At 66.6% G+C, this 16,242-nt stretch carries 15 protein-coding genes; 4 read left to right on the top strand and 11 right to left on the bottom strand.

Annotated features, from left to right (window positions below):
• Positions 1-41: 41 nt before the first annotated feature.
• The 8 genes from ACVZTU_RS13515 to ACVZTU_RS13550 form a co-directional block, all read right to left on the bottom strand.
• Positions 42-740 (bottom strand): energy-coupling factor transporter transmembrane component T family protein, encoded by a 699-nt coding sequence (locus ACVZTU_RS13515; RefSeq protein ID WP_258041728.1) that lies wholly within the window; start codon positions 738-740, stop codon positions 42-44.
• Positions 737-1,465, bottom strand: coding sequence for an energy-coupling factor ABC transporter ATP-binding protein (locus tag ACVZTU_RS13520; RefSeq protein WP_482400575.1), 729 nt, complete (start codon positions 1,463-1,465; stop codon positions 737-739). Before ACVZTU_RS13520 ends, ACVZTU_RS13515 begins: the two co-directional genes overlap by 4 nt.
• Complete coding sequence (locus tag ACVZTU_RS13525) at positions 1,462-2,118, bottom strand: biotin transporter BioY (protein ID WP_062243406.1); 657 nt, start codon at positions 2,116-2,118, stop codon at positions 1,462-1,464. The genes ACVZTU_RS13520 and ACVZTU_RS13525 overlap by 4 nt, the downstream gene beginning before the upstream one ends.
• Before the next feature lie 180 nt (positions 2,119-2,298).
• Positions 2,299-3,882, bottom strand: a complete 1,584-nt coding sequence (gene guaA / locus ACVZTU_RS13530; RefSeq protein ID WP_139908708.1) for a glutamine-hydrolyzing GMP synthase — start codon at positions 3,880-3,882, stop codon at positions 2,299-2,301.
• 170 nt (positions 3,883-4,052) lie between these two features.
• Positions 4,053-4,490, bottom strand: a complete 438-nt coding sequence (locus ACVZTU_RS13535) for a DUF3817 domain-containing protein (protein WP_139468416.1) — start codon at positions 4,488-4,490, stop codon at positions 4,053-4,055.
• 2 nt (positions 4,491-4,492) lie between these two features.
• The gene (locus ACVZTU_RS13540) at positions 4,493-5,419 is read right to left on the bottom strand and encodes an SURF1 family protein (protein WP_482400576.1); all 927 of its coding nucleotides are present in this window, start codon (positions 5,417-5,419) and stop codon (positions 4,493-4,495) included.
• 55 nt (positions 5,420-5,474) lie between these two features.
• Positions 5,475-6,608, bottom strand: a complete 1,134-nt coding sequence (locus ACVZTU_RS13545; protein ID WP_139468415.1) for a GuaB3 family IMP dehydrogenase-related protein — start codon at positions 6,606-6,608, stop codon at positions 5,475-5,477.
• 135 nt (positions 6,609-6,743) lie between these two features.
• On the bottom strand, positions 6,744-7,649 hold the full coding sequence (locus ACVZTU_RS13550; RefSeq protein ID WP_482400577.1) for a LysR family transcriptional regulator: 906 nt from the start codon (positions 7,647-7,649) through the stop codon (positions 6,744-6,746).
• Between the two features lie 190 nt (positions 7,650-7,839).
• Here ACVZTU_RS13550 and ACVZTU_RS13555 point away from each other — a divergent pair, with 190 nt between their 5' ends.
• Entirely contained in the window at positions 7,840-8,565 is a 726-nt protein-coding gene (locus ACVZTU_RS13555) for a LysE family translocator (RefSeq protein ID WP_482400578.1), read from the top strand.
• Between the two features lie 91 nt (positions 8,566-8,656).
• Here ACVZTU_RS13555 and ACVZTU_RS13560 read toward each other — a convergent pair whose 3' ends face one another.
• From ACVZTU_RS13560 to panB, 3 genes are all read right to left on the bottom strand, one after another.
• On the bottom strand, positions 8,657-10,057 hold the full coding sequence (locus tag ACVZTU_RS13560; RefSeq protein WP_482400579.1) for a mechanosensitive ion channel: 1,401 nt from the start codon (positions 10,055-10,057) through the stop codon (positions 8,657-8,659).
• A gap of 211 nt (positions 10,058-10,268) precedes the next feature.
• Positions 10,269-11,180, bottom strand: coding sequence for a pantoate--beta-alanine ligase (gene panC / locus ACVZTU_RS13565; protein WP_482400580.1), 912 nt, complete (start codon positions 11,178-11,180; stop codon positions 10,269-10,271).
• The gene (panB, locus tag ACVZTU_RS13570; RefSeq protein WP_482400581.1) at positions 11,180-12,166 is read right to left on the bottom strand and encodes a 3-methyl-2-oxobutanoate hydroxymethyltransferase; all 987 of its coding nucleotides are present in this window, start codon (positions 12,164-12,166) and stop codon (positions 11,180-11,182) included. The genes panC and panB overlap by 1 nt, the downstream gene beginning before the upstream one ends.
• Before the next feature lie 316 nt (positions 12,167-12,482).
• Here panB and nadA point away from each other — a divergent pair, with 316 nt between their 5' ends.
• Genes nadA through nadC form a run of 3 tightly spaced genes read left to right on the top strand, consistent with a single transcriptional unit; the run spans position 12,483 to position 16,242 of the window.
• Complete coding sequence (gene nadA / locus ACVZTU_RS13575) at positions 12,483-13,766, top strand: quinolinate synthase NadA (RefSeq protein ID WP_482400582.1); 1,284 nt, start codon at positions 12,483-12,485, stop codon at positions 13,764-13,766.
• Positions 13,766-15,397: an L-aspartate oxidase gene (gene nadB, locus ACVZTU_RS13580; RefSeq protein WP_482400583.1), complete on the top strand. Its 1,632-nt coding sequence runs from the start codon at positions 13,766-13,768 to the stop codon at positions 15,395-15,397. The genes nadA and nadB overlap by 1 nt, the downstream gene beginning before the upstream one ends.
• Complete coding sequence (nadC, locus tag ACVZTU_RS13585) at positions 15,391-16,242, top strand: carboxylating nicotinate-nucleotide diphosphorylase (protein WP_482400584.1); 852 nt, start codon at positions 15,391-15,393, stop codon at positions 16,240-16,242. The genes nadB and nadC overlap by 7 nt, the downstream gene beginning before the upstream one ends.

Consider the following 16,242-nt stretch of genomic DNA (forward strand, 5'->3'; position numbering starts at 1 on the left):
ACACTCTATGGGGCGGTCCTGACACGACCGATGGGGGCGGTTCAGTCGACGATGCCGCGAGCGTCGAGGGCCCGACCGGTGTCCTGCGCGTATTTCACCGACCGCAGGATCGCCGGCACCACTCGGGCCCTGATGCTCGAGTCCAGTCCCCTGGCCCGGGCTGCGCGTTCGGCTTCGCCGAGCAGACCGGAGATATGGGAGATCGCCCTGACCATGAGGCTCGCTGTCAGTGCGATCGCCTCGGTGTTCGCGCCGAAGAACCGCAAGGGCGCGACCAGCACCGTGAACGTGTCGAGCAGCTGCGCCACCGACGTCGTCAGGGTGAGGATCAGGGCCGCCTGCACACAGGCGAACACGGTCCCGCCGACAGCCAGCCCCGACTCCATGGACCCGAAGAAGTACTGCAGCCCCATGACGATCGCCACGAGCACCGCCACATAGATCCATGTGCGCAGGAAGTGCTTCACCCGCAGCCGGGCGGTGAAGCCGAGGACCACGAGGACAGCGAACATCGACCAGTTGATCGCCGCATCACGGAAGATGAGCGCAACGATGCCGATCACGGCGATCACCGCCAGCTTCACTCCCGTCGGCACTGCATGCAGCCATCCCCGAGGATGCGCCACCTTCCCGAAGAGCTGCGGTCGGGCCTTGATGCCGGCGTGCTTCCGCCACGTCGTTCCGGTGTCACCGGCACCAACGCCGGTATGACCGGCCCCGACAGGACGTTTCCCACTCATGGCGTATCGCTCATGATGAGATTCCGGTAGGCGGCGACCGCCTCGGCGGGGGCGGCATCGGCCACGATCCGACCGTCGTCGACGACGATCGCGCGCTGGGCGGTCTGCGCGAACTCGAGGTCATGGGTGGTGAGGATGATGCGCACCCCGCGCCTGTCCACGAGCTCCTGGAGATGCACGCGCAGCCGCTCTTTATTGCGCAGGTCGAGCAGGGTCGTCGGCTCGTCGAGGACGAGGATCTGCGGATCCACCGCAAGCACCGCGGCCAGTGCCACGAGCTGACGCTGACCGCCGGAGAGTTCGTAGACGCTGCGTTCAGCCAGGTCGGCGATGCCGAGCTCGTCGAGCACCGCCAGTGCCGCTGCCCGCCGTTCGCGTTTGGGCACGGACTTGCGCAGGGACAGTTCGATGTCCTCGATCGGGGTCGGCATGACCAGCTGCGCGGCCGGATCGGTGAAGACGAAGCCGACCATTGAGCGCACCTTCGCCGCCTGCCGGCGCGGGTCGAAACTGTCGACGAGGACCTCTCCGGCGTTCGCGGTGACCAGCCCGTTGAACAGCTGCAGCAGGGTCGACTTCCCCGAGCCGTTGGCACCGATGACGGCGACGACATCCTCGGTGAGGGTGAGATTGACGTCTTGGAGGATCGGGCGCACGACATCGCCGTCGGGTCCGTCGTCGAGGACTCCGACGCCGACGTCGCTCAACCGGATCTCACGAGTCACTTCGCGCCCTGTGCCTGCCCGGCCGACACCGATTCGACGCTGATGCCGCGACGGCGCAGCACGTCGGGGAATGCACGGTGGATGAGCACCGCCACCGACGCGGCCAGGATGTTCTTCACAATGTCACCGGGCCAGTAGGCGAGGTCCGCGACCGCAGCCACGCCGAGCGGCAGATCGCCGTTGATCGACATGCCGAGAATGCCCAGCGGGTGGTTGAGCAGGAGGCTGCCGCCGAAGCCGCCGAGGAACAGCACCACGCCGAGCTTCATTCCGCTGAAGCGGCGCACGGCCCAGCGGGCGATGAGCCCGGCGAGGAGAGCGTAGAGCGCGAAGGAGAGGATGTAGCCGGCGCTCGGACCTGCGAGGACGCCGATTCCGCCGCGCATTCCCGAGAAGATCGGGAGTCCGACGAGACCGAGGACGACATAGAGCAGGGTGGCTGCGAATCCGCGCCAGGGTCCGAGCACCATCCCGCACAGTGCGATCGCGAAGGTCTGCAGAGTGATCGGCACACCGAGGGGACCCACCGGGACAGGAGGCATCATCGCAAAGGCCGCGAGCATCGCCGCGAAGACCGCGACGAGGGCGATATCGCTGCCGGCCGAGCGAGGACGGGTGATTCCCGCCGAGGTGGTGCTGTGGGTCGGTGTCATGAGTACTCCATTGGTCGTGATCCTCCCCGACGGGATCGGGGACGCCCGAGGCGGCCTCGAGCACCCTCCCACTGTAACTGAACGGTGTTCAGGAGCGGTATTCGGGGTTGCGGTCGAGGCCGCCTCGAGGAGGGTGTCCGCACGTTCACACGCGCAGTGCCCCTCAACGGTCGCGGAGGATCACTCCCATTCGATCGTGCCCGGAGGCTTCGAGGTGACGTCGAGGACGACGCGGTTGATGTCGTCGACCTCGTTGGTGATGCGGTTGGAGATCACGGACAGCACATCGTAGGGGATGCGCGTCCAGTCGGCGGTCATCGCGTCCTCGCTCGAGACCGGGCGCAGCACGACGGGGTGGCCGTAGGTGCGGCCGTCGCCCTGGACGCCGACGGAGCGGACATCGGCCAGGAGCACGACCGGGCACTGCCAGATCTCTCCGTCGAGGCCGGCCTTCGTCAGCTCTGCGCGGGCGATCGCATCGGCCTTGCGCAGGATGTTCAGGCGCTCCTCGGTGACTTCGCCGATGATGCGGATGCCGAGCCCCGGTCCGGGAAACGGCTGGCGGGAGACGATGACCTCGGGCACGCCGAGTTCGCGGCCGATGGCGCGGACCTCGTCCTTGAACAGGGCGCGCAGAGGTTCGATGAGCTGGAACTGGATGTCATCGGGCAGGCCGCCGACGTTGTGGTGGCTCTTGATGTTCGCGGTGCCCGATCCGCCGCCGGATTCGACGACGTCCGGGTAGAGGGTGCCCTGGACGAGGAACGCGATCTCTTCGCCCTCGCCTTCCTGAGCCTCGAGCACGAGGTCGGCGGCAGCAGTCTCGAAGGTGCGGATGAACTCGCGGCCGATGATCTTGCGCTTCTCCTCCGGGTCGGTGACCCCGGCGAGCTGGGACAGGAACTGCTCACGCGCATCGACAGTGACCAGGCGGACGCCGATCGAATCGACGTAGTCCTTCTCGACCTGGACGCGTTCGTCCTGACGCAGCAGCCCATGATCGACGAACACGCAGGTGAGCTGGTCGCCGATGGCCTTGTGGACGAGAGCTGCGGCCACGGAGGAGTCGACTCCGCCGGACAGACCGCAGATGACCTTCTTGTTGCCGACGCGGGCGCGGATGAGTTCGACCTGCTCGTCGATGACGGATTCGTTCGTCCAGTCGGCGGTGAGGCCGGCGACGTTGAACAGGAAGTTCTCGAGGATCTTCTGCCCGTTCTCCGAGTGGAGGACCTCGGGGTGCCACTGCACGCCGGCGAACCTCTTCGCCGCGCATTCGAAGGCCGCGACGGGGGTGTCCGGGGTGGAGGCGAGGACGTCGAAGCCGTCGGGCGCCTCGGCGACGGAGTCCCCGTGGGACATCCAGACCTTGTAGTTCTCAGGGGTCTCGGCGAGCAGCGAGCCGGTCTGGGACACGGAGACCGGGGTCGATCCGTATTCGCGCTTGTCGGTCTTGGCCACGCGCCCGCCGAGTGCGGTCGACATGAGCTGGAAGCCGTAGCAGATGCCCATCGTGGGCACTCCGAGGTCGAACACGGACGTGTCGAAGCTCGGGGCGCCGGCGTCGTTGACGCTCGAGGGTCCGCCGGAGAGCACGATGGCCACGGGGTTCTTCGCGGCGAATTCGGACGCCGGGGCGTCGTGGGCGATGATCTCCGAGTACAGGCCGGCTTCGCGGATGCGGCGCGCGATGAGCTGGGCGTACTGGGCGCCGAAATCGACGACGAGGACGGGGGGCACCTGCGTGCTCTGAGATTGCGTCATGATCCAATTCTAAGCGTCGGCGACCAGACGCCCGAATTCGGGTCGCGCTCCCCTCGAAGGGCGGATGCGCACGTAACGGCGGGCCGCCTCGGCGAAGGTGGGCCGGGCCGGTTTCGCCGCCGCGGATGACCGCGGGTCGGCGGGCCGCCTCGGCGGGGGTAGGGTCCCTCTTAGGACTTGGGGGCGACGACGACGGCGGCTTCGAGCTCGGCGTCGACCTGACGGTGGATGCGGCGCTCGAGGATGAACGACATCACGGGCACGACTCCGGCCAGGGCGAGGATGAGGTAGCGGCCGAGCGTCCAGCGCATCTGCTGGTTGAGCCAGAAGCAGCCGATGAGGTAGACCACGTAGCACCAGCCGTGGCAGATCGCGATGGCTGCGGCGAGGTTGAAGCCGCCGAAGTTCAGGGCCGTCTCGGCGTCCGCGGCGATGAGGTACTTGTAGATCATCTCGACCGTGAGGATGAGCAGCATCGTACCGGTGATGAGCGCCATCACGCGGTAGAACTTCAGCGCATTGCGGGCCGAGGTGAAGCGTTTGACGCTCCACACGTTGTTCTCGTCGAAGTCGGGGCGGGAGTCCAAGGACTCGTGTTCTTCGCTCACGCTCAGTTTCCTCCGGTCGTGCGGGTGTCAGTGTTTCGGGCATCGGCGTTCTTGCTTCGTTTCCTGCCGGGCTTGGCGCCTCCGTGGCGATGGGCCGGCAGTCCGGTGAGTCCGGACATCACCTCGGGGTCGATGGTCGCGTCGCCCGCGGGTTTGACGACAACATACTCGACGCTCTTCTCCGAATCATGGGAATCCTCGCCGAGGCGGCGCCGGAGGTAATCATCGCGCAGCAACTGGAACCACATGTAGAGGGCCATGGCCGCGAAGATGATCCATTCGAGAGCGTAGACCGCCGACTGCAGATCGAATCCGCCCTCGTCGCGTGTCGTCGTAGTCGGAACCTGTGCGAGACCGTCGGTGCCCACCGAGGCGGCGGCACCGGTGGCCTTCTCCGGGATGAGGAATCCGGAGTAAGTGAGCAGGTCGGGGAACAGGTTGACGATCTGCGAGGTCGAGACCGTGTGCACCTGGCCCTCGGGCAGATCGTTGCCCTCGACGGGGCCTTCGATGGGTCCGATGCGCGCGGTCAGCTCGACCTGGCCGTCCCTGACCTCAGACGTCATCGCCGTGTCCTCGTCGGTGGTGAAACCGCGGACGACGGGGATCGCGATCGTCTTCTCGTCGGCGCTCGCGGCCTCGACGCCTTCACCGAGGTGACCGCCGTCCGGGGCGAACATCGTGACGACCCAATACCCGGTATCGCCGTCCTGGACGCGTCCGGGAACGACGATCTGAGCATCGGGGATCCAGTGTCCTGACAGGCTGACCCGCTGGTCGGCGAGGATGCCGGGCATCGGAGCCTGGGCATCCATGACGTCGTTGAAGTCCTTGAGCTCATCGACTCCGGAGGACGCGGCGACGTCGTTCTTGTGCTGGGCCCGGTCGACCTGCCACGCGGAGAGTCCGACGAAGCAGGTGACGAGCACCAGGACGAGGAGCAGGGACCCCAGCCATTTGGGAGTCAGTGCCAGGCGGAACAGTTCAGACCACCGAACCAGTCTGGTAGGGCGAGACGGTGACGTCGACGCGCTGGAATTCCTTGAGATCGAGGTAACCCGTGGTCGCCAGTGCCCGACGCAGGGCGCCGGCGAGGTTGAGTTCGCCGATCGCGGTGCGGCCGGGGCCGAAGAGCACCTGCTCGAGGCTGCCGACGGTGCCGAGTTCCACACGGTGTCCGCGTGGCAGATCCGGGTGATGAGCTTCGGCGCCCCAGTGCATTCCGCGGCCGGGTGCTTCGGTCGACCGGGCCAGGGCGGTGCCGAGCATGACGGCATCGGCGCCGACCCCGAAGGCCTTGACGATGTCGCCGCTGGTGCCGAGTCCGCCATCGGCGATGACATGGACGTAGCGGCCGCCGGATTCGTCCATATAGTCCCGCCGGGCGGCGTGGACGTCGGCGACGGCCGTGGCCATCGGGGCGTGGATGCCCAGGGTCTTGCGGGTCGTGGCCGCCGCTCCCCCGCCGAAGCCGACGAGGACGCCGGCGGCACCGGTGCGCATGAGATGCAGGGCCGCGGTGTAGGTGGCGGCTCCGCCGACGATGACGGGCACATCGAGTTCGTAGATGAACTGCTTGAGGTTGAGCGGTTCGGTGTGGGTCGAGACGTGCTCGGCCGAGACCGTGGTGCCGCGGATGACGAAGATGTCGACTCCGGCGTCGACGACCGTCTTGTAGAACTCCTGGGTCCGCTGCGGGGTCAGAGCACCGGCGACGGTGACTCCGGCTTCGCGGATCTGCTCGAGGCGAGCGGTGATGAGTTCGGCTTGGATGGGTGCGGAGTAGAGCTCCTGCATCCGGGAGGTCGCCATCTCGGCCGGCAGCTGGGCGATTTCAGCCAGCTGCGGGGTGGGGTCCTCGTACCGGGTCCACAGACCTTCGAGGTCGAGAACGCCGAGTCCGCCGAATCGGCCGAGCGCGATGACGGTCTCCGGGGACATGGCCGAGTCCATGGGGGCGCCGATGAAGGGCAGCTCGAACTGGTAGGCGTCGATCTGCCAGTTCAGGGACACGTCTTCGGGGTCACGGGTGCGCCGAGCGGGGACGATGGCGATGTCGTCGAGCGAATAGGCGCGACGGCCGCGCTTGCCTCTGCCGATTTCGATTTCAGAACTCACCCCAACAGCCTATCCCACCACCCTTGGCGCAACGTCTCAGCCCATTATGAGGAACAGCGCATCTCCCCTCCCAGGACTACCCGACGGCGGCCCAGCAACCTGGCGCCAGGTTGCTGGGCCGCCGTCGGGTAGCAATTAGGGGGTGGCGAGGTGGGTTGCTACTGCCTCTTCCGTGGCGGTGGCGAAGGCGCGGACGTGGGGTAAGTGCGCGTCTTTGTCGCGGATGTGCATGACGACCCGGCGCTGTGGGACGGGGTCGGTGAGGTCGACGGCGACGAGGCCGGGCGGCAGCTGCAGAGTCGAGAGCCGCGGAAGGACCGTGATGCCCATGTTTGAGGCGACGAGGGCCAATGCCGCGAAGTCGTCCTCGCAGGCGGCGAAGCTTCTGCGCTCGAATCCGGCTGCGGCACACGCATGGTCGACGACCTTGCTCGAGGGTCCGGCCCACATGTCGTAGTCGACCCAGTGCTCGTCCTCGAGGTCGATGAATGGCACGGACTCATGGTCTGCGAACCGGTGCCCCTCGGGGACGACGACCCGATAGTCGTCGTCGAAGAGCGGGATGCGCGTCATCTCCGGCAGATGATTCTCCCCGTCCTGCGGAGCCTCGGCGCGGATCTCGATGAGGCAGTGCCCGCGCCGGTTCTTCGCCGGCTCGTTGAGCTGAATGTCGAAACGCAGATCCGGATGATCCAGGGCCACAGCATCGATGATGCCCGGCAGCAGGCGCGCATTGAACGAAGTGAACGCCGCGATCCGCAGCCGGGGCCTGCTGACGCTGCGGAAGCCTTCGACCAGATCGTCGAGGCGGCCGACCGCAGTGAAGACCTCCGCCGAATCATCGGCCAGACGCCGGCCGAGCTCGGTGATCTCGATGCCGCGCCCCGACCGTCGGTAGAGGGGCGCCCCGACGGCCTTCTGCAGGGTGGTGATGTGCTGACTGACGGTCGCCGGCGTGTAGTTGAGGTTCTTCGCCGCGGCGACCACGGAACCGGTGGCCGCGACGGCCCGCCAGACCCGCAGACGATTGAGATCCCACATGCCTCCAAGAGTAGCCGCTGAGCGCCGGATAAATCATTAGGCACTGCCTGATGATCATTTATAATCAATTGCTTTTCCCGATTGATCGATTCCGGCAGAATGGTATTCGTCCCCGATGCCATCGGACGACGCCCCGACACCCCCGTGCACCATCCCCGCTGATCGTTCCCATCACCCCCGAAGGAGTGCCGTGACCGGACCCGAGATCCTCACCATCACCGGAGCTGCGGCCGCGCTTGCCGTGACGCCCGGCCCCGAGACGATCCTGACGATCCGACTGTCCTCGCTGCGCCGCAAAGCCGGACTCGTCTATGCGCTCGGCACGGCCACGGGCACCGTGATCTGGATGATCCTCGCACTCACCGGCGTCTCCGCACTGCTGACCGTCTATCCGGCTGCAGTCCAAGTGCTCAAGATCGGCGGCGGCCTCTATCTGTGCCTCCTCGGCATCCTCGCCGGTCGGCAGGCGCTTCGCCTGCGCCGGGATCTGAAGGCCGCCGAGGCGACCGACCGCCCCACTGCGAACGCCACCCCCACCCCATCGACCGGCCCCGACTCCCCCGACGGGCCCGTGACCGAGATCGCCCACGTCATGGAGTCGAGCTCGTGGGGCCACTTGCGCTCGTTCGTGTCCTATCGCCGCGGCATCATCTCGTCGCTGTCCAACCCGAAGGTCGGCCTGTTCTTCCTCGCGATCCTGCCGACCCTCGTCCCCGCCTCCCCGACCGGCATCGACTACACCGTGCTCGTCGCGCTGATCCTCGGCGTGCTTCTGTCGTACCAGCTCGTCCTCGCATGCCTGGCCAGCCTCGCAGCGTCGGCAATGGCCCACCGCAGCGCCGACTTCTTCATCGAAGCCGCCTCCACGCTCATCCTGCTCATCATCGGCATCGCCGTCATCGCGATCCCCGTCTGAGCCGCGGTTGCCCGGAAAACAAGATACGGGCGGTGCACCGAGGCCGATCCTCGGTGCCCCGCCCCTTTCGGTTCGGTGGGCAGACCCTCACTCAGCTCTCATTCGCCGAGGAGGCTCCCCCGTTCCCGCTGCCACCTCCGTCAGTGCGCGTTCCGGTCCCCGGTGCGCCGCTGTCCACGACGTCCGGGTTCGAATTTACGGCCGCCTCGGCGAGGTCGACCTTGTCGAGCATCTTCGCGGCCGCCTCACGTCCGCCGAGGCCGAAGGCCAGAGCGGCCGCTGCGGCACCGCCGATGACGACGGCTCCGAAGGCGAGGTTGATGATCGAATCGGCCAGGCCCATGTAGCGCAGGCCCATGGCGATGAACAGGGCGATCGCCGAGTAGCGCAGCACCTTGCTGGCGAGGTTGTTCGTGATGAACTTGCCGATGATCGCGGCGATGAGGAATCCTGCGGCGATGATCGCAGCGCCGAAGAGCACGCTGCCGCCGAGGTCGAGGATCTCGTTGAGGATGTTCGTGATCTCGGGGAATCCGAGCATCCGGGCGGCCATGATCGCGAAGAAGATCATGATCGCCGCCTGCACGAGGCGGGTGATCACGTTGGAGGCGCTGGTGCCTTCGGGCACGATCCCGATCTCGTTGATGGCTTTGTCGGTGCCGATGCCCTGGAGGATCTGTTCGAGCAGATTGCCGAGGAACTTGGCGATGACGAAGCCGATGGCCAGCAGGATGCCGGCGGCGATGATGAGCGGGATCGCGTTGAGGAAGATCTGGAGCATCTGCTGGGCAGGCTCCGAGATCGCCTTGATGCCGAGGACCTGCAGCGCCGAGATCGCAACGACGATGATGATGATTCCGAACACCAAGTTGCCGATGAGGTTCGAGATCTTCGCGTTCGCCTCCGCGTTCGGGTTCGGTGCATGACCGGGGTGTCCGCCCTGCGGCGGCATACCCTGCTGCCCCTGCGGCGGCATGCCCTGCTGACCCTGTGCGGCGTACTGCTGAGTGGCGTCGGGATGCGGTTGAGCATTTCCGGCACCCTCGGCCACTCCGGTGGCTTTGTCGCCGAGCGAGCGGAACTTCGACGTCAGCTTCGTCAGATCCACAGCGTTGAGGGCGGTCTGGACGAGCTGTTTGGCGATCTTCGCGAAGACATAGCCGATGAAGAAGATGAATCCCGCGCCGATGATATTGGGCAGGAATCCGAAGATTCCATCGAGCAGGCCCTGCAGCGGAGTCAGCACCTGATCGAGGTTGAACAGCTGGAGCACGGCGATGAGTCCGAGCAGCCAGATGACGAGACCGGCGATCTGCCCGACCGACTTTCCGATCTGCTGACCATTACTTCCGTCGCGTTGAAGTGCGGGAACCTTGGTGACGAGTTTTCCGATCGCCCATTTGACGATGGCGGCGAGAATCCAGGTGACAATGAGAATGACGATTGCCAGTCCGACTTTCGTCAGGACCGACCAGATATCCAGATCTTGCATGTCGCTTATCTCCTTCGAACTCAGCGAACCGGCAAGTTTCATTTTCTCTTGCTGATTTTGAGTCTATTCTCAGCGAACACTGAGAACAAGGGTCCAGCGACTGATAGCCGTTAATTGAAACCACAGTTGTCGATGGATCTCGGTCGGTTACATATGCATATGTCGATCGCTCAACAGAATCTTCACAAACTCATCACAATTGCATATCGCGTCAGAATTCCAGCGGCAGATTGTCGATGAGGTGAGTCCCACCGACCGTCGCGGAGACGAGCAGCAGAGCCGGTCCCGTGAAGGCCGGTGGGCACGGCCGCAGGGTCGCGGCCTCGACGAGACTGCAGTAGACGATCTCGAGATCCCCACGTTCAGCAGCCGGCTCCAGCTCGGCGAGCGCGGCCGCCTCGACGGCAGCGGGCAAGCCAGCAGAAACACCACTGGTGCCGGCCCCAGAGCCAGAATCGCCACCGATGCCGGACTCCGCCGCCCCACGGCCTCGCTCGGCCACCTCGGAGGCGGCGGTGAGAGCCCGTGGAATCGCCAGAGCACGGGCACGGTCGTCCGGCGCCAGGTAGGAGTTGCGGCTCGACATGGCCAGCCCGTCGGCGTCCCGGACGACGGGTAGGCCGATGAGTTCGATATCGAAGTTGAGGTCGGCGATCATGCGTTTGACCAGGACGAACTGTTGGATGTCCTTGAGCCCGAATACCGTGACGTCGGGGGCGATGAGGGTGAAGAGCTTCACCACGACGGTGAGCACGCCGTCGAAGTGCCCGGGCCTGGCCGCGCCTTCGAACACGGCCCCCATGCGCCCGGCGACGACCCGCACTTCGGGTGCGGACGGGTACATCTCGGCCAGCGCCGGGGCGAAGACGAAGTCGACTCCGGCCTCTTCGCACTTCCTCAGATCCTCTTCGATCGGCCTCGGGTACTGGACGAAGTCCTCGTCGGCACCGAATTGAAGCGGATTGACGAAGATCGAGGCCACGACGAGTTCGGACTCTGCGCGTGCACGTGTCATGAGTGCCTGATGCCCGGAGTGCAGGGCGCCCATCGTCGGGACGAGACCGATGCGGCCCGACTGCTCGGCCCGCCACCGGCGCAGTGCCTGGATGCCGCCGACCTCCATCAGTCGAAGCTCCTCTCGGGCTCGGGGAAGACCCCGGACTTCACTTCGTCGACATAGGTGCCGACCGCCTCGGTGAGCACGGAATGCAGGTCTGCGTAGCGCTTGACGAAGCGCGGGGCCTTCCCCGTACGCAGGCCCGCCATGTCCTGCCATACGAGGACCTGGGCGTCGCAGTCCGCACCGGCGCCGATCCCGACGGTGGGGATCGTCAGTTCGGATGTGACCTGGCCGGCCAGCCCGGAGGGCACCATCTCCATGACCACGGAGAAGGCTCCGGCTTCGGCCACGGCGCGGGCATCGTCGAGCAGGGCGCTGCCTGCGTCGCCGCGGCCCTGGACCTTGTAGCCGCCGAGGTTGTGCTCGGCCTGCGGGGTGAAGCCGATGTGCGCCATGACCGGGATCCCCGCCGTCGTGATCGCCTTGATCCGCGAGGCCATCCGCGCCCCGCCCTCGAGTTTGACCGCGTGGACTCCGGCTTCCTTCATGAATCGCACGGCCGTGGCCACGGCCTGTTCATCGGAGATCTCGTAGCTGCCGAATGTAAGGTCGGCGACGATGAGCGCCCGGCTCGTCGCCGAGGCGACTGCTCTGGCCAGCGGGATGAGTTCGTCGACGGTGACCGGCAGGGTCGTCGTGTGGCCATAGACATTGTTCGCCGCCGAATCGCCGATGAGCAGGGCCTCGACACCGGCCTGCTCGAACAGGGCCGCCGTGTACTGGTCGTAGCTGGTCAGCATCGCCCACCGCCGGCCTTCGGCCTTGGCCTTGATGAGATCGAGGGTCCGGATTCGCCGAGGCGGCGCTGCCGGTGCGGACACCGGACCGCCGTACGGGGCTGGTTGTTCCGCCGAGGCGGCCCCTGCCGTCGCGTCGGGGCTGGCCGGGGCGCCGAGGCCGGCCGGGGCATTGTCACCGGCAGCAGCGTTGCCCGCGATGCCGGTGGCGGAGGGGGAGGTGAACTGGTTCGAGTGTGCCGCTTCGGGCATGAGAATCCTTCAGATATGCGATGTCGTCGGTGCCGGCGCGGGCGGGGCGAGACCGACGCTTCGGTCCGAAGCCTCGGCGACTCTCACGGGGGCGCCCACCGCAGTGCGCATCGACTCGGATTGCGAGCCAGACCACAGCCTATTGCATCCCCCGGCTCAGAGCCATCGCCGGCGAGTTGTACATTGCCCGCCGACAGGATTAAGCTCAAATCTGCGCAAAGAAATAAACGCACAATTGCGCAAAAGATTTCGGGCGGCTCTCACCACGTGCGAGGCACTTCAGGCACGGGTCCCGCCCACCGAGCGAAGGACGATGATGACCACAACAGCTTCGATCGAACTCACCCTCAAGGACATCTCTGCCTCGGGAGCGAACGACGAAATGTGCTCGACGGACCTGCTCGATGCCCCGTGGGATGTCGACGAACGTCCCGGCTACGGTCCCGGTTCCTCGATGGCCGACCCGATTCCGGTCGCCGCCCCACGTCAGGGCGATATCCCCGAGGAGTACAAGCAGGCCGCGCCTGAGGAGCTCGATGCCCGCATCCGCGGCGCCAAGGCCGCCCTCGGCGATCGTGTCGTCATGCTCGGCCACCACTACCAGCGAGTCGAAGTCGTCGAACACGCCGACTACATCGGCGACTCGTTCATGCTCGCCCAGGCCGCCCAGAACCATCCGGAGGCCAAGGCCATCGTCTTCTGCGGCGTCCACTTCATGGCCGAGACCGCCGACCTGCTGTCGAAGCCGGAGCAGTCGGTCATCCTGCCCAACCTCGCCGCAGGCTGTTCGATGGCCGATATGGCCAGCATCGACCAGGTCGAGGACTGCTGGGAGCAGCTCGCCGAGGTCTTCGGCACCGAAGCCGATGCCGACGGTCGCGTCCCGGTCATCCCCGTCACCTACATGAACTCCTCGGCCGCGATCAAGGGCTTCTGCGGCCGCAACGGCGGAATCGTGTGCACCTCGTCGAACGCCGAGGTGGTTCTGGAATGGGCGTTCGAACGCGGGCAGCGGGTCCTGTTCTTCCCCGATCAGCACCTGGGCCGCAACACCGCGGTGAACATGGGCATCGGTCTGGACGAGATGCCGCTGTGGAACCCCGCCAGGCCAATGGGCAACAACGACGAGCAGACGCTGCGTGAGGCTCGGGTCATCTTGTGGCAGGGATTCTGCTCCGTGCACAAACGCTTCACCCCCGCCCAGATCGACAAGGCCCGCACTGAGCACCCGGACGTGCGCGTGATCGTTCACCCCGAATGCCCGCGTGAGACCGTCGAGGCCGCCGATGAGGCCGGATCGACCGCGTACATCACGAAGGCCATCGAACAGGCGACCGAACCGACGACGTTCGCCATCGGCACCGAGATCAACCTGGTCCAGCGGCTGGCCGCCGAACACCCTCAGCACGAGATCTTCTGCCTCGACCCCGTCATCTGCCCGTGCTCGACGATGTACCGCATCCACCCCGGCTATATCGCCTGGGTCCTCGAATCGCTCATCGACGGACAGGTCGTCAATCAGATCTTCGTCGACGCCGAGGTGGCCGAACCTGCCCGTGTGTCCCTGGAGCGGATGCTCGCCGCGAAGCCGCGGATCTGATGAGCCGCGTCATCGTCGCAGGCTCCGGGATCGCGGGGCTGACCGCGGCACTGCACCTGTCCGGCCGCCACACGGTCACGCTCGTGACGAAGGGCCGCCTCGGCGAGTCGAACACCGAGTGGGCGCAGGGCGGCATCGCCGGTGTCATCGGACCCGATGACTCGGTCGATTCTCATATCGCCGATACGCTCGCGGCCGGCGCCGGGCACTGTGATCCGGAGGCCGTGCGCTCCCTGTGCGAAGCCGGTGGGGGCGCGATCGTCTCACTCGCCGAGGCGGGGGTGGACTTCGACACCGATCCGACCGGAGCCTGGGCCAGGGGTATGGAAGGGGCGCATTCCTATCCGCGCATCTTCCATTCCGGAGGTGATGCGACAGGTCGGGCGATCAGCACCGCCCTGGCGCAGAAGCTGCGCACCGAAGTCGCCGCAGGGCGAATCACCCTCCTCGAGGACACGATGCTCGTCGACATCCTCACCACCGACGCCCACGAGCGCCGACAGGGTCGAGCCACCGGAGTCGCCACAGCCACCGGAGTCACCGTGCTCCGCGAAGGCCGCGTCGCGGCCCTGGCTGCTGATGCGATCGTGCTGGCCACCGGCGGTGTCGGGCAGCTCTTCGCACACACGACGAACCCGGCAGCTGCCACCGGAGACGGTTTGGCCGCTGCCATTCGCGCCGGTGCTAAGGTCTCCGATCTCGAGTTCTTCCAGTTCCACCCCACCGCCCTTCCAGGTCCCGGTTTCCTCATCTCCGAGGCCGTCCGCGGGGCCGGCGCTCTCCTCCTCGACGAGCACGGCCACCGGTTCATGACTGACATCGATGATCGCGCCGAGCTCGCCTCTCGTGATGTCGTCGCACTCGCCCTGCACCGCCGCCAGGCGGCTCAGGACGGACGCCCGTGCTACCTCGATGCGCGGGCCGTCCCGGATGTGCAGGCGAAGTTCCCGAGCATCACAGCCGGTCTCGCCGCTCACGGTCTCGATCTGTCCCTGGACCTCATCCCCGTCACTCCCGCCGCCCACTACTTCATGGGCGGGGTGGCCACGGATCGCGATGGTCGCACGAGCATCGACGGAGTCTTCGCCGTCGGCGAGGTCGCGTGCACCGGAGTGCACGGAGCCAATCGGTTGGCCTCGAACTCTCTGCTCGAGGGCGCAGTCTTCGCCGCCCGCGCCGCCTCGGCGATCGACGCACTGCCGGTCAACAGAGACCATGAACTCCCACTCCCCCAGTCCTGTTCATTGCACCAGACGGCACTGACACGAACCGAGCTGCAGGACCTGACCTGGGCTCATCTGGGTGTGGTGCGCACCGCCACGGGCCTACGGACCCTGCTCGACCGCCTCGGTGACGGTGCCCGCAACGACGGGGCCCGCAACTCCGGCACCTCCGCCAACCGTGCCCACAGCGCCGATGATCACCCCACCACCCCGGCTGCGGCCCTCGCCGACGCACTCGAGACCGCGAATCTCGCCCTCATCGCCGAACATATGGCTCGGCATGCCCTGGCCCGGGAGCACAGCCTCGGCGCGCATACCCGCACGGATACGACACTCACGCCGTCGACGACCGCGCCGTCCACCGCCACTTCGCCCACCGCCGTGCTTCAGGAGGCCACCGCATGCTGACCGCTTCAACCATCGATTCCGCACTGCGCACAGCCCTTGGCGAAGACGCTCCCTGGGGAGATATCACCGGCGAAGTCTTCATCCCTGCCGCCGCCTCGGCGAGGGCCGAACTGCGTGCCCGCGAAGACGGAGTGCTCGCCGGAATCGAAGTCTTCGCCCGTGCCTTCGCACTCGTCGACCAGAGCGTCACGGTCGACCTCGCCGCCGCCGATGGAGACGCTTTCACCGCAGGTCAGGTGCTTGCCGCGGTCGCCGGTCCCGCTCGGGCGGTGCTGCAGGCCGAACGGATCGCGTTGAACTTCTGCCAGCGCATGAGCGGAATCGCCACCCAGACCCGCGCCTATGTCGATGCCGCCGCCGGGCGGGCGCGCATCGTCGACACCCGCAAGACGACTCCGGGGCTGCGCGCGTTCGAGAAGCACTCCGTCTTCTGCGGCGGCGGACACAACCACCGTTTCGGCCTCTCCGACGCGGTCATGGCCAAGGACAATCACCTCGCCGTGCTCACCGGTGCCGGACTCAGCGTCGCCGAGGCGATCCGCACCGCCCGCGCCCGTCTGCCGCATACGACGATGATCGAGGTCGAAGTCGACCGGCTCGACCAGGTGCCCGCAGTGCTCGACGGCGGCGCCGATATCATCATGCTCGACAACTTCACCCCGGCTCAGCTGCGCGAAGGCGTCGAACTCGTGGGCGGCCGCGCCGTAGTCGAAGCCAGCGGCAACGTCACCCTGGAGACGATCCCGGAGATCGCCGCCACTGGCGTCGACGTCATCTCCTCGGGCGCGCTGACCCACAGTGTCCGCGCGATCGACCTCGGTCTCGACCTTTCCCTCGAGGCCTGA

It is taken from the genome of Brevibacterium sp. OS20 (genome assembly GCF_056837565.1).

Coding starts and splice junctions, on each gene's coding strand:
- ACVZTU_RS13515 (WP_258041728.1), bottom strand. CDS start 740: ATGAGTGGGAAACGTCCTGTCGGGGCCGGTCATACCGGCGTTGGTGCC.
- ACVZTU_RS13525 (WP_062243406.1), bottom strand. CDS start 2,118: ATGACACCGACCCACAGCACCACCTCGGCGGGAATCACCCGTCCTCGC.
- guaA (WP_139908708.1), bottom strand. CDS start 3,882: ATGACGCAATCTCAGAGCACGCAGGTGCCCCCCGTCCTCGTCGTCGAT.
- ACVZTU_RS13550 (WP_482400577.1), bottom strand. CDS start 7,649: ATGTGGGATCTCAATCGTCTGCGGGTCTGGCGGGCCGTCGCGGCCACC.
- ACVZTU_RS13560 (WP_482400579.1), bottom strand. CDS start 10,057: ATGCAAGATCTGGATATCTGGTCGGTCCTGACGAAAGTCGGACTGGCA.
- panC (WP_482400580.1), bottom strand. CDS start 11,180: ATGGAGGTCGGCGGCATCCAGGCACTGCGCCGGTGGCGGGCCGAGCAG.
- panB (WP_482400581.1), bottom strand. CDS start 12,166: ATGCCCGAAGCGGCACACTCGAACCAGTTCACCTCCCCCTCCGCCACC.
- nadA (WP_482400582.1), top strand. CDS start 12,483: ATGACCACAACAGCTTCGATCGAACTCACCCTCAAGGACATCTCTGCC.
- nadB (WP_482400583.1), top strand. CDS start 13,766: ATGAGCCGCGTCATCGTCGCAGGCTCCGGGATCGCGGGGCTGACCGCG.
- nadC (WP_482400584.1), top strand. CDS start 15,391: ATGCTGACCGCTTCAACCATCGATTCCGCACTGCGCACAGCCCTTGGC.